Origin of the sequence: Streptomyces sp. NPDC051740, assembly GCF_044453165.1 — a bacterium.
GTDB lineage: Bacteria > Actinomycetota > Actinomycetes > Streptomycetales > Streptomycetaceae > Streptomyces > Streptomyces atrovirens.
In genome coordinates this window covers 161,495-173,506 of sequence record NZ_JBITCL010000009.1, presented here as the reverse complement: position 1 = coordinate 173,506, position 12,012 = coordinate 161,495, and the positions used below count along the sequence as shown (strand labels likewise).

Below are 12,012 nucleotides of genomic sequence, written 5' to 3'. Positions count from 1 at the left end.
GACGGCGGGATCCCGGGTACCGCCCGACGGGCGCCGGGACCACCGCCGCCCTCGGCCACGGCACCGGCGACGGCCGGCCGGGTCGACGGTGCGCCACGGGACGGGAAAGGTGACCAGGAGGGTACGCGCGGGAGTCGGTGGAGTGACGGCGCGGACGTCTTGCGGTCACCCGCCCTCGCTACAGTGCCGCGGTGGCCATGAACCGATCCGGTCCCGCCGTCGTGGACGCGCGGGAGCGGCACCCCGCGCGCGGTGCTGCCCCGGCCGGTGACGGCTTTCCCTCCCCGGCCGAGGCGGCGGTGACGGTCATGGCCGCCCCGGCCGAGGCGGCGGTGGCGGTCATGGCCGCCGGCGGGGGAGGACACGGCCACCGTGCCGGCCGGCGCGGGACACCCGCACGCCGGGCGCGGCTGTGCGGCGTCCTGGACACCCCGCGGGACCGGGGTACCGACCGGGTGCGGCCGGTGCTCTCCGGTGCCGGGCACGAGCGGACGGACCGGCCCTGCCCGGCCGGGCGGGTCGCCGACGGCCGGGAGCCGGAGGTGATCGCCCCGGACGGCGTCATGCTCGTCACCCCCCCGGCGGGACGCTCTTCGTGCGGCAGCCGTCCACGCCCGGTGGAGGCCGGTGGTGCCGTGAACCCGGCACCGCGCCCCGGCTGCCGTGCGGCAGACAACCGTGAGACCGAAGGAGAACGAGCGATGTCACGCCAGAACAGGCCGGGTGACGGCGCGTCCGCCCGCCCGGCCGGCACCGACGACGGGCCACCGGTCCGCCGCGCGGTGGTGCTGCCCCCGGTGGGCGACGACGTGGAGCAGGCCGTGCTGCGGCCCGCCCCGCGCCGTGGCACGGCCGCCACCGCCGAAGGCGCCACAGGGGCCGGCGAGACCGGCCGGGACGAGACGGAAACCCTCTCCACAGCCACAGCCACAGCCACAGCCACTGCCACTGCCACTGCCGAGCCCGGAACGGCCTCGGCCGCGAACGAGCCGGAGGCACGGGAAGAGGCCGCGGAACCGGACACGGACCGCGGGGAACGGCCGGAGACCTCGGCGGCGGACACCGCCACACCGGCCCGCACCGCGTCACCGGCCCGCACCGCGTCGCCGGCCCGCGCCGCGTCGCCGGGCGGCGCCGCCACACCGGCCCGCACTGCCACACCGGCCCGCGCCGCGTCGCCGGGCGGCGCCGCGGACTCCTTGTCCGGACTGGCTGCCGCACTCGGCGGCGCCCGCCGGTCCGGCGAGGCCGGGAGGGGGAGCGGCGACGGCGACGGAGCGCCGGGGAGGCCGAAGGCCCCCATGCTGGCCGCCGCCGGAATCGCCGGGGTGATCCTGCTCGCCGTACCGCTGCTGATCATGGCCGGCGACGACCGGGACGAGCAGCGCGAGGGCCACGCCACCGCGGCTGCCGACTCCCGGGAGCTGCTCGACGGTCAGGAGGCACAGCAGTCGCCGGGCGTCTATGCCGCTGAGCCCTCGAAGGACGACGCTCCGGCCGACTCGTCGAAGGACGAGGAGGGCGACGACGAGAAGGGCGGGCAGAAGGAGGGGAAGGACGACGGCAAGGCGCCCCCGGACGACTCCGGTTCCGGTTCCGGTTCCGGCTCCGTCGCCGACGCAAGCCCGCAGTCCGCCCCGCGGAGCAAGCAGGAGGAGGACACGGCGAAGGAGCCGGCCCGGCGGGCCGAGAAGAAGGCGGACACGACGCTCACCGTCGCCACCGCCCGGATCGTCAGCGCCGGCACCGGAAAGTGCCTCACCGCGACCTCCCGGGGAGTCGGGGCGGGACTGGTCATCCAGTCCTGCGGAGCCTCGGCGGGCGCCCAGATCTGGTCCTTCCACGACGCCGACCGGACCTTGCGCATCGGCGAAGACCTGTGCATGGGGCTGGACGGAGGGTCGGTGGAGAAGGGCACAGCCATCCGGCTGCAGCGGTGCGACGGGTCGAGCGGGCAGAAGTTCAAGATCAATGGCACTGAGGACCTGGTGTCGCTCAAAGCCGGCAACAAGTGCGCCGACGTGTGGTGGGGCGAGGAGGCCGACGGCACGCCGGTCAAGCTGTGGCCCTGCACCGGCACCGCCAACCAGACCTGGCGGCGCGGCTGACCCCGCCCCCGGGGGCGGACGGTCGCGGTCGGTGTGCGGCGCGCGGGTGTGCGGGGCGGTCGTCGCCGCAGTCTCGGGGGCATCGCCCCGGATGTCAGTGTCCGCCCTCGCCCGGCAGACACGTGCCCTCGACGGTGCGGCCGACGACCTCCACTTCGACGCGGTCGGCGGCGTCGACCGTGCCGACGAGGCACACCCGGTTCGCACTCCCGCCGCCGACCAGCACACCGTGATCGGGGACCCCGAAGCCCCGCAGCCGTATCTCGACCCCCTCCGGCGGTACTCCGACGGCCTCGGCGACCGCCGTGCGGAGCCCGTCCTCCGTGGCGCCGGTGTCCGCCTGCTTCCCCAAGGCGGTGGTCAGCGCCTTCGCCCGCGGTGCGGCCTTCCCCTTCTGCTCCGCGGTGATCGATACCCGCTCGCGGTACCCGTGGTTCTCCGCCGGCCGCTGGTTCCAGTCGAAGGTGACGCAGGGGGAAGGCGTCGGTCCTCCAACTCTCCTTCACCACCAAGGAGTCCACGAAGTGGGCCGAGGCCGGCTTCGAGGTGGCCCGGCAGCAGCTCCCGCTCGACGCCAAGAGCCCGGCCGTGACCCCCGTACCGCTGTCGCGCGTCCCGGCCCTGCGCCACGAGAACCGCGACGACGACATCAGGGTCACCGGCAGGGACTTCTCGGTCACCGTCGACAGGAGCAGCGGCACCTTCACCTCCTACGAGGTGAAGGGCACCCGCCTGATCACCTCCGGGCCGGTGCCCGACTTCTGGCGGGCGCCCACCGACAACGACCACGGCAACGGCCGGCACACCCGCAACCAGACCTGGCGCGACGCCGGCGCCCGGCGGAAGGTCACCGGCGTCACCGTACGGGCCCTCGGCGAGCGGGCCGTCGAGACCATGGTCGGCGGCACCCTGCCGACCTCCACCGAGTCGACGTACACCACCACCTACACGGTGTTCGGCAACGGCGAGATCAAGGTCGACAACACACTGCGTCCGGGCGCGCCGGACCTGCCGTACATCCCGGAGGCCGGCACGCTGCTGTTCCTGCCGCGCCGCCTGGACCGCCTGCACTACTACGGACGCGGCCCCGAGGAGAACCACTGGGACCGCAACACCGGTACCGACGTGGGCCTTCACACGTCGGCCGTGGCCGACCAGTGGCCCCCCTGCATCCGCCCGCAGGAGAACGGCAACAAGACCGACGTCCGCTGGGCGGCCCTGACCGACGGCGGCGGGCGCGGTCTGCTGGTGTCGGGCGAACCCCTCCTGGAGGTCAACGCCTCGCACTTCACCCCGGAGGACCTGTCGGCCGGCGTCCGGCACGACTACCAGCTGACCCCGCGGGACGCCGTCGTGCTGCGGGTCAACCACCGCCAGATGGGCGTCGGCGGCGACAACAGCCGGGGCGCGCACACCCACGACGAGTTCAAGCTCTTCGCCGACCGCGACCACACGTACACCTACCGGCTGCGCCCGCTCACCGACGTGGACGAGGCGACGGCGGCCTCACGCCGGCCCACGGCGACCGAGTAGGGGGACACACGCGCGGGAGCCCGGGGTACCCGGGCTTCCATGGGTGACATCCTGGTCGGGGCCTGCTCGTGGACGGACCGCATGCTCGTGACGAGCGGCTGGTATCCGCGCGGGCGGCGGGACGCCGAGGGCCGGCTGCGGCACTACGCCTCCAGGCTGCCCGTCGTCGAGGTGGACTCCGGCTACTACGCGCTGCCCAGCCGCCGCAACAGTGAGCTGTGGGTGGAGCGCACACCGGACGGCTTCCGCTTCGACGTCAAGGCGTTCTCGCTGCTCACCGGCCACCCCACCCGGCCGCAGGCGCTCCCCGCCGACCTGCGGGACCGGCCGGTGGACGGTGCCCTGCTGGACGAGGTGTGGGGGAGGTTCGCGGAGGCGGTCGGGCCGCTGCGCGAGGCCGGGCGGCTGGGCGCCGTACTGTTCCAGTTCCCGCCCCGGTTCGCGCCAGGAACCCGGGCCGAGCGGACACTGGAGGAGTGCGCGGAGCGCACGGCCGGCTGGCCGCTCGCCGTCGAGTTCCGGCATCCGGGGTGGTGGAAGGCGGACCGCGTCGAGGACACCCTCGCGCTGCTGTCCGGGCTGGGCGCGACGGCCGTCGGCGTGGACATGGCCCAGGGGCTCGCCGGCTCCCTGCCGCCCGTCGCCCCCGTGAGCCGCCCCGCCCTCGCCGTCGTACGGTTCCACGGCCGCAGCAGGGCCTGGGGGAGGGGCGGCAAGGAGGACCGCTTCCGCCACGACTACGACGTGAGCGAACTCGCCGCCTGGGTCCCCCGGCTGCGGCGCGCGGCGGAGCGGACGGACGAACTGCACGTGCTGTTCAACAACTGCTGCGCGGACGCCGCCGTACGCGCCGCCGAGACCATGCGGGGGCTGCTCACCCCGCCGCGTCGCTGATCCCCAGCCGCAGGTGCTCCACGTGGTAGACGGCCTGGTCGAGCAGCCCGGCGACATGGTCGTCGTGCAGCGCGTACACCACGGAACGCCCCCGGCGCTCACCGACCACCAGGCCCAGATTGCGCAGCAGCCGCAACTGGTGCGAGCAGGCCGACTGCTCCATGCCCACCTCCGCCGCCAGCTCCGTGGCCGGGAGCGGGCCCTCGCGCAGCCGGGCGAGGATCAGCAGCCGGGAGGGCGTGGACAGGGCCTGGAGCGTGGTGGCGACCTTCGCGACGTTGTCCGCGTCCAGGCGCACCCGCGCGGCGTCGTCCTGCGCGGAAACGGCGGCTCCATGACCCATGCGGACATCCTACTCATCGCATATGAACGCATGAACGAGTCTTCATGTGTTCCTGTATGGTGGCCGGGTGTCCGTGACTCTCGCCCCCGCGCCCCGGCCGTCCGTCGGTACCCCGGCGCCGCGCCGCCGTACCCGTGTCCTCGCCCTCCCGGAAGCCCGGTGGGCGCTCGCCGCACTCGTCGCCTTCCTGGCCGGGCTCGCCGCCGACCTCGGCGGTGCGCCGGACTGGGCCGGCGGGGCCCTGTACGCCGTCGCCTATGTGTGCGGCGGCTGGGAACCGGCCCTCGAAGGGCTGCGCGCACTGCGTGACAAGACCCTCGACGTCGACCTGCTGATGATCGTCGCCGCACTGGGCGCCGCCGCGATCGGACAGGTCCTCGACGGCGCCCTGCTCATCGTCATCTTCGCCACCTCCGGTGCCCTGGAGGCCCTGGCCACCGCCCGCACCGCCGACTCCGTACGCGGCCTGCTCGACCTCGCGCCCACGACGGCGACCCGCGTGACCGGGCGCGGCGAGGAGACCGTGCCCACCGACGAACTCGCCGTCGGTGACATCGTCCTGGTCCGCCCCGGGGAGCGCATCGGCGCCGACGGCACCGTCCTGGACGGCGTCAGCGAGGCCGACCAGGCCACCATCACCGGCGAGTCCCTGCCGGTCGTCAAAAGCCCCGGCGACGACGTCTTCGCCGGCACCCTCAACGGCACCGGCGCCCTGCGCGTCCGGGTCGGCCGTGACCCCGCCGACTCGGTCGTCGCCCGCATCGTGACCCTGGTCGAGGAGGCCTCCCGTACCAAGGCGCCGACCCAGCTCTTCATCGAGAAGATCGAACAGCGGTACGCCGTCGGCGTGGTCGTCGCCACCCTCGCGGTGTTCGGCATCCCGCTCGCCTTCGGCGAGAACCTCACCGACGCCCTGCTGAGGGCGATGACCTTCATGATCGTCGCCTCGCCGTGCGCGGTCGTCCTCGCCACCATGCCGCCCCTGCTCTCCGCCATCGCCAACGCCGGCCGCCACGGCGTCCTCGTCAAGTCGGCGGTCGCCATGGAACGCCTCGGCGAGATCGACACCGCCGCCCTCGACAAGACCGGCACCCTCACCGAAGGCACCCCCGAGGTCACCGCCGTACGCCCGCTGCCCGGCTCCGGCCTCGACGAGGACGCCCTCCTCACCCTGGCCGCCTCCGCCGAGCACCCCAGCGAGCACCCGCTGGCCCGCGCCGTGGTCACCGCCGCCCACACCCGCGGCCTGCCCCTCGCCCCCGCCACGGACTTCACCGCCGCACCCGGCCACGGCGTCACCGCCACCGTGGACGGGACCGTGGTGACCGTCGGACGCGCCGACCCGGCGGAGGCGGCCCACGGCGGGACCGTCGTCCGCGTCACCCGCGACGGCACCCCCGTCGGCACCCTCGTCCTCACCGACCGCCTCCGCCCCGACGCCCCGGCCGCCACCTCCGCCCTCACGGCCCTCACCGGCGCCGCCCCCACCCTCCTCACCGGCGACAACCCCCACGCCGCCGCCCGTGTCGCCGGCGCGACCGGCCTCACGGACATCCGCGCCGGCCTCCTCCCCGAGGACAAGGTCAACGCCGTACGGGACCTCCAGAGGGCCGGCCGCAAGGTGCTGTTCGTCGGCGACGGCGTCAACGACGCCCCCGCCCTCGCCGCCGCCCACGCCGGCATCGCCATGGGCCGCGCGGGCTCCGACCTCGCCCTGGAGACGGCGGACGCGGTCGTCGTACGCGACGAACTCGCCGCCGTACCCGCGGTCGTACGGCTCTCCCGCACCGCCCGCCGGCTGGTGGCGCAGAACCTCGTCATCGCGGGCACGGCCATCACCGGCCTCGTCCTGTGGGACCTCATCGGCCACCTCCCGCTCCCGCTCGGCGTCGCCGGCCACGAGGGCTCCACCGTGCTGGTCGGCCTGAACGGGCTGCGGCTGCTCCGCGAGTCGGCATGGCGATCCGGGCAGCCCCAGGACACATGACGTCGATGTCGGATTCCCGCCAGACCGGGGCGCCGGACGTGCCCGATCCTTGAGACATGCAGAAGGGGATGCACACCGACACCGAGCGCTGCGTGCGCGCCGTACGGTCGAAGGACGCGCGGTTCGACGGCTGGTTCTTCACCGCCGTCCTCACCACCGGCATCTACTGCCGGCCCAGCTGCCCGGTGGTCCCGCCCAAGGCGGAGAACATGGTCTTCCACCCGAGCGCGGCGGCCTGCCAGCAGGCCGGGTTCCGGGCCTGCAAACGCTGCCGGCCCGACACCAGCCCCGGCTCACCGGAGTGGAACCAGCGGGCCGACGCGGTGGCCCGCGCCATGCGCCTGATCGCCGACGGCGTCGTGGACCGCGAAGGCGTCCCCGGTCTCGCCGCCCGGCTCGGCTACAGCACCCGGCAGGTCGAACGCCAGCTCCTCGCCGAACTGGGCGCGGGCCCCCTCGCGCTCGCCCGCGCCCAGCGCGCCCAGACCGCACGGCTGCTCATCGAGACCACGGCACTGCCGATGGCGGAGATCGCCTTCGCGGCCGGCTTCTCCTCCGTCCGCACCTTCAACGACACCGTCCGCGAGGTCTACGCACTCGCCCCGGGCGAACTGCGCACCCGGGCACCGAAGGACACCTCCCGCGCCACCCCCGGAGTGCTGTCGTTGCGCCTGCCGTTCCGGGCCCCGCTCAACCCCGACAACCTCTTCGGCCACCTCGCCGCCACCGCCGTACCCGGCGTGGAGGAGTGGCTCCCCCACAGCCTTGAGGGCGTGGGAGGTACCCCCATCGGCGCCTACCGGCGCACGCTGCGCCTGCCGTACGGACACGGCGTCGTGGCGCTCACCCCGCGCCCCGACCACATCGCCTGCCGCCTCACCCTCACCGACCCCCGCGACCTCACCGTCGCCATCAGCCGCTGCCGCCGCCTGCTCGACCTGGACGCCGACCCGGTCGCCGTCGACGGGCAGCTGCGCGCGGACCCGGTCCTCGCGCCCCTCGTCGACAAGGCACCCGGCCGCCGTGTGCCGCGCACGGTCGACGCGGCCGAGTTCGCCGTCCGGGCCGTCCTCGGCCAGCAGGTCTCCACGGCCGCCGCCCGCACCCACGCGGCCCGTCTGGTCACCGCGCACGGCACCCCCGTGGACGACCCCGAGGGCGGCCTCACCCACCTCTTCCCGTCCCCCGAGGCACTGGCCGAACTCGACCCCGAGACCCTCGCCATGCCCCGCACCCGCCGCACCACGTTCACCACCCTCGTACGCCGGCTCGCCGACGGCGACCTCCACCTGGGCGCCGAGAGCGACTGGCCCGAAACCCGCGCCAAACTCCTCGCCCTCCCCGGCTTCGGCCCCTGGACGGCCGACGTCATCGCCATGCGGGCGCTCGGCGACCCCGACGCCTTCCTCCCCACCGACCTCGGCATCCGCCGCGCCGCCCGCGAACTGGGCCTGCCCTCCACCCCGGCCGCCCTCACCGCCCGCGCGGCGGCCTGGCGGCCCTGGCGGGCGTACGCGGTCCAGTACCTGTGGGCGACGGACAGCCACCCCATCAACTTCCTGCCGGTGTAGAGAAAACAGGGACTCCCAGCCGATGAAGCAGCACACCGTGACCGACAGCCCCTACGGCCCGCTGACGCTCGTCGCCGACGACGGCGTCCTGTGCGGCCTCTACATGACCGGCCAGCGCCACCGCCCACCCGAGGAGACCTTCGGCATTCCCGACGACACCCCCTTCGCCGAGGCGCGGGAGCAGCTCTCGGCCTACTTCACGGGAGAGTTGAAGGAGTTCACCCTGGAACTGCGCCTGCACGGCACCCCGTTCCAGCGCCGCGTCTGGGACCGGCTGACCCGCATCCCGTACGGCGAGACCCGCACCTACGGCCAACTCGCCGACACCCTCGGCAACTCGAAGGCATCCCGCGCGGTCGGCCTCGCCAACGGCCGCAACCCGGTCGGCATCATCGTCCCCTGCCACCGCGTCATCGGCGCGGGCGGCGGCCTCACCGGATACGGCGGCGGCCTGGAGCGGAAGCAGCGCCTGCTGGACTTCGAACGCGGAACCGCCCTGTTCTAGGCGGCGATCCGGTGCAGCAGTCCGGGCAGCGAGGTGCCGATCGGCTCGCGGATCACCTCGTCGGCGAGATCGTCGTACGGGGTCGGCTCCGCGTTGACGATGATCAGGCGGGCCCCGTGGCCGGCGGCCACCTCCGCGAGCCCGGCGGCGGGGTGGACCTGGAGACTGGTGCCCACGGCGACGAAGACGGTGCACGCCTTGCTGATCGCCGCCGCCTCACCCAGCACCACGGGATCGAGATGCTCACCGAACATCACCGTCGCCGGCTTGAGGACGCCGGCGCACTCCAGACACGGCGGATCGTCCTCACCGGCCTCGACCCGTGCCAGGGCGTCCTCCATCGAACCCCGCGCATGGCACCTGGTGCACACCACGCTCCGTACGGTGCCGTGGAGTTCGAGCACCTTGCGGTCCGGCATGCCGGCGAGCTGGTGCAGCCCGTCCACGTTCTGGGTGATCACCCGCACCGGCACCCCGGAGCGCTCCAGCCCGACCACGGCGCGGTGCGCGGCGTTCGGCTCGACGGCGAGCGCGAAGTTCTCCCGCCGCATCAGCCAGGAACGGCGGCGGATCTCCGGGTCGCCCATGTAGTACTCGTACGTCACCAGCTTCTCGGCCTCGGGATCGCGGCGCCACAGTCCGTTCGGTCCGCGGTAGTCCGGGATACCGGAGTCCGTACTGACACCGGCACCACTGAGAAGGGCGACGAGGGGCTTGCTCATGCGGCCGAGGGTAGGCCGCGGGACGCCGGTCCGGCGAGCGGATAAAACGCCGGGCGCGGGCTCAGCGCACCCGGTACCCGTCCTCCAGCTCCGCGGTGCCCGAACCGTCGGCGAGGACGTCCAGCGCGGCCGACACCCGGCGCCCCAGGGAACCGTGGAGGTACTCGGCCAGTTCCCCGCGCGGCACCAGCCGCCAGGACAGCAGCTCCGAATCCTGCAGCCGGATCGCCGCGAGGTCGTCCGCGCCGAGCACACCGCCGTCGTACAGGTACGCCACCACCGGCGGCCGCCCCGGCCCCCGCACCCAGTCCACCGCCAGCAGCCGTCCCAGCTCCCGGTCCAGCCCGATCTCCTCGGCCGTCTCCCGCCGCGCCGCCTCGCGCGGGCTCTCCCCGTCGTCCGACTCGATCGTCCCGCCGGGCAGCGCCCACCCCTCCCGGTAGTTCGGCTCGACGAGCAGCACCCGCCCCTCCTCGTCCCGGAGGAGGGCGGCGGCACCGGCGAGGACACGGGGGAGGGAGGCGATGTAGGCGGCGTAGTCCTGGACGGGCTGAGTGGTGGTCATGCCCGGAAGGGTAACCGCGGCGCCGGGCACCGCCGCGGGCACGGAGCCGGGCCCCCCGGGGGCGCACGGCGGCACACGCCGGTCCCGTGACCGGCACCGAAGGCGCGTACGCCGGGGCACATCTCGACCGCCTCCGCGCAGGGACTCGCGCAGACGACGGCGTTCCCGGCGAAGACGGCGCCGCGACCGGTGCCGGCCGATCCGTTCGACGCACTCGCTTCCCGCGCCCAGGAGCAGCAGCGAGGCGAGAAGGGCGGCCAGCACCGCCTGGGACGCGCAGGCCACCCGCAGGCCGGTCTGGCAGAGGCCGTGGCCGATCGCCGCCAGGGAAGCCGGCCCCAAGCTCAGTACCAGGACCACCCGGCGCGTCGCACCGCGAACGGGCCCTCCCTGGACAGCCCACTTCTTCAGGCCCTCGACGAACCAGAAGGCGACCAGCGCGGCCACCTCGAGCCCCGACAACAGGACCGCCAACCCCACGTCCACGACCCACCGCACCATGCCCACCATGCTGGAACAGACGGACGGCGGCGCGCCTGAGTACGGCTACCCGACCTGGGCCAGCCGCAGTGTGCGTTCCGCCAGTTCGCTGATCCGGACCCCGTCGAAGCCGAAGACGGCGCTGCGGACCGTATCCTGGAGCGGGTCCTTCCACTGGGCGGGGACGGCCGAGGCGCCGCACAGGACGCCCGCCACCGAGCCCGCCGTCGCGCCGTTGGAGTCGGTGTCCAGACCGCCGCGCACGGTCAGGGCGATGGTCCGGGTGAAGCCGCCGTCGCCGTACAGCAGGCCGGCGGTGAGGACGGCCGCGTTCGGGACCGTGTGGATCCAGCCGAGGCCCGCCGTCTCCTCCGTGAGCGTGGTGAGCGTGTCCTCCCAGGTCAGCCCGGCCTCGTGCAGGGAGGCCACCCGGCGCACGGTACGGGCGAGGCGGCTGCTCGCCGGGATCACCGTCAGCGCCTCGTCCACCGCGTGCCGCACGGTGGGCGCCGTGAACGCCGCCGAGATCAGCGCCGCCGCCCACATCGCGCCGTACACGCCGTTGCCGGTGTGGGAGAGCACCGCGTCCCTGCGGGCCAGGGCGGCGGCGCGGCGCGGGGCGCCGGGGGAGGTCCAGCCGTGGACGTCGGCGCGGATGAGGGCGCCGATCCACTCCTGGTAGGGGTTGTCGTAGGTGGCCGTGAGCGGGGGTTTGAGGCCGTTCGCGAGGTTGCGGTAGGCGGCCCGTTCCGCCGTGAAGGTCTGCAGGTACGGCAGCCGCAGCAGCCACAGGTCGCCGACCTGCTCGGTGGTGAAGGCGAAGCCGTGGGTCTCCAGCAGGTCGAGGCCGAGGATCGCGTAGTCGATGTCGTCGTCGCGGCAGCTGCCGTGGATGCGGCCGCGGACGCAGGACCGCCACTCGGGGCGCAGGTCGAGGCCCTCGCTCTCGCTCAGCGGCCCGGGGAGGTAGTCGGTGAGGGGGAGGGCGTCCGCCCGGCGGAGGTAGCGGTCGATGCGTTCGCGGGTCCACACCTCGCCCTGCTCCACCGGTTTGCCGAGCATGTTGCCCGCGATCCGGCCCAGCCAGCCTCCGAGGATGCGGTCGGCGAGTCCCGGCTCCGGGCCCACAGCGGTCATGGCGGTCGTGGCGGTCATGGGACCGGTCTACCCGATTCCGGGCCGTTCCACGGGCTGGGCAGGGCATGGCGGCCACTGTGCCCGCCGGTTAAGGTCACAGCGGCGCGACTCGGCCTTGACACGCGTGCGAGGCCCGGAGAACGAGGGGAATGCAAGTGGCGGACGCT

The 12,012-nt window shown here is 74.4% G+C and carries 10 protein-coding genes and 1 pseudogene; 6 read left to right on the top strand and 5 right to left on the bottom strand.

Annotated features, from left to right (window positions below):
* Positions 1 to 197 precede the first annotated feature (197 nt).
* Entirely contained in the window at positions 198 to 2,108 is a 1,911-nt protein-coding gene (locus ACIA6T_RS17635; protein ID WP_399447484.1) for a ricin-type beta-trefoil lectin domain protein, read from the top strand.
* Positions 2,109 to 2,202: 94 nt separating this feature from the next.
* Here ACIA6T_RS17635 and ACIA6T_RS17630 read toward each other — a convergent pair whose 3' ends face one another.
* Positions 2,203 to 2,460 carry a hypothetical protein gene (locus ACIA6T_RS17630; RefSeq protein ID WP_399447370.1) on the bottom strand — a complete coding sequence of 86 codons (258 nt, stop codon included), beginning with the start codon at positions 2,458 to 2,460 and terminating at the stop codon, positions 2,203 to 2,205.
* Between the two features lie 122 nt (positions 2,461 to 2,582).
* On the opposite strand from ACIA6T_RS17630, the pseudogene ACIA6T_RS17625 reads away from it, so the two are divergent.
* Positions 2,583 to 3,641 (top strand): annotated as a pseudogene (locus ACIA6T_RS17625) (beta-galactosidase domain 4-containing protein); the annotation flags it as partial.
* Positions 3,642 to 3,680: 39 nt separating this feature from the next.
* Positions 3,681 to 4,535, top strand: a complete 855-nt coding sequence (locus tag ACIA6T_RS17620; RefSeq protein WP_399447369.1) for a DUF72 domain-containing protein — start codon at positions 3,681 to 3,683, stop codon at positions 4,533 to 4,535.
* Here ACIA6T_RS17620 and ACIA6T_RS17615 read toward each other — a convergent pair.
* The gene (locus tag ACIA6T_RS17615) at positions 4,516 to 4,878 is read right to left on the bottom strand and encodes an ArsR/SmtB family transcription factor (protein WP_385044899.1); all 363 of its coding nucleotides are present in this window, start codon (positions 4,876 to 4,878) and stop codon (positions 4,516 to 4,518) included. The genes ACIA6T_RS17620 and ACIA6T_RS17615 overlap by 20 nt on opposite strands.
* Before the next feature lie 67 nt (positions 4,879 to 4,945).
* On the opposite strand from ACIA6T_RS17615, the gene ACIA6T_RS17610 reads away from it, so the two are divergent.
* From ACIA6T_RS17610 to ACIA6T_RS17600, 3 genes are read left to right on the top strand one after another with little or no spacing between them, the layout of a single operon-like run.
* Positions 4,946 to 6,865 (top strand): heavy metal translocating P-type ATPase, encoded by a 1,920-nt coding sequence (locus tag ACIA6T_RS17610; protein ID WP_399447368.1) that lies wholly within the window; start codon positions 4,946 to 4,948, stop codon positions 6,863 to 6,865.
* Positions 6,866 to 6,921: 56 nt separating this feature from the next.
* Positions 6,922 to 8,436, top strand: a complete 1,515-nt coding sequence (locus ACIA6T_RS17605) for an AlkA N-terminal domain-containing protein (RefSeq protein ID WP_399447367.1) — start codon at positions 6,922 to 6,924, stop codon at positions 8,434 to 8,436.
* A gap of 22 nt (positions 8,437 to 8,458) precedes the next feature.
* Entirely contained in the window at positions 8,459 to 8,941 is a 483-nt protein-coding gene (locus ACIA6T_RS17600) for a methylated-DNA--[protein]-cysteine S-methyltransferase (protein WP_399447366.1), read from the top strand.
* Here ACIA6T_RS17600 and ACIA6T_RS17595 read toward each other — a convergent pair.
* From ACIA6T_RS17595 to ACIA6T_RS17585, 3 genes are all read right to left on the bottom strand, one after another.
* Positions 8,938 to 9,663 carry an SIR2 family NAD-dependent protein deacylase gene (locus ACIA6T_RS17595; RefSeq protein ID WP_399447365.1) on the bottom strand — a complete coding sequence of 242 codons (726 nt, stop codon included), beginning with the start codon at positions 9,661 to 9,663 and terminating at the stop codon, positions 8,938 to 8,940. The two genes, ACIA6T_RS17600 and ACIA6T_RS17595, sit on opposite strands and share 4 nt — an antisense overlap.
* Positions 9,664 to 9,724: 61 nt before the next feature.
* Positions 9,725 to 10,228, bottom strand: coding sequence for an NUDIX domain-containing protein (locus ACIA6T_RS17590; RefSeq protein ID WP_399447364.1), 504 nt, complete (start codon positions 10,226 to 10,228; stop codon positions 9,725 to 9,727).
* A gap of 546 nt (positions 10,229 to 10,774) precedes the next feature.
* On the bottom strand, positions 10,775 to 11,845 hold the full coding sequence (locus ACIA6T_RS17585; RefSeq protein WP_399447483.1) for an ADP-ribosylglycohydrolase family protein: 1,071 nt from the start codon (positions 11,843 to 11,845) through the stop codon (positions 10,775 to 10,777).
* Positions 11,846 to 12,012 lie beyond the last annotated feature (167 nt).

Excerpts from the sequence above, each read along its gene's own strand:
- ACIA6T_RS17595 (WP_399447365.1), bottom strand. The coding sequence starts at position 9,663 with ATGAGCAAGCCCCTCGTCGCCCTTCTCAGTGGTGCCGGTGTCAGTACG.
- ACIA6T_RS17605 (WP_399447367.1), top strand. The coding sequence starts at position 6,922 with ATGCAGAAGGGGATGCACACCGACACCGAGCGCTGCGTGCGCGCCGTA.
- ACIA6T_RS17590 (WP_399447364.1), bottom strand. The coding sequence starts at position 10,228 with ATGACCACCACTCAGCCCGTCCAGGACTACGCCGCCTACATCGCCTCC.
- ACIA6T_RS17635 (WP_399447484.1), top strand. The coding sequence starts at position 198 with ATGAACCGATCCGGTCCCGCCGTCGTGGACGCGCGGGAGCGGCACCCC.
- ACIA6T_RS17620 (WP_399447369.1), top strand. The coding sequence starts at position 3,681 with ATGGGTGACATCCTGGTCGGGGCCTGCTCGTGGACGGACCGCATGCTC.
- ACIA6T_RS17600 (WP_399447366.1), top strand. The coding sequence starts at position 8,459 with ATGAAGCAGCACACCGTGACCGACAGCCCCTACGGCCCGCTGACGCTC.
- ACIA6T_RS17585 (WP_399447483.1), bottom strand. The coding sequence starts at position 11,845 with ATGACCGCTGTGGGCCCGGAGCCGGGACTCGCCGACCGCATCCTCGGA.
- ACIA6T_RS17615 (WP_385044899.1), bottom strand. The coding sequence starts at position 4,878 with ATGGGTCATGGAGCCGCCGTTTCCGCGCAGGACGACGCCGCGCGGGTG.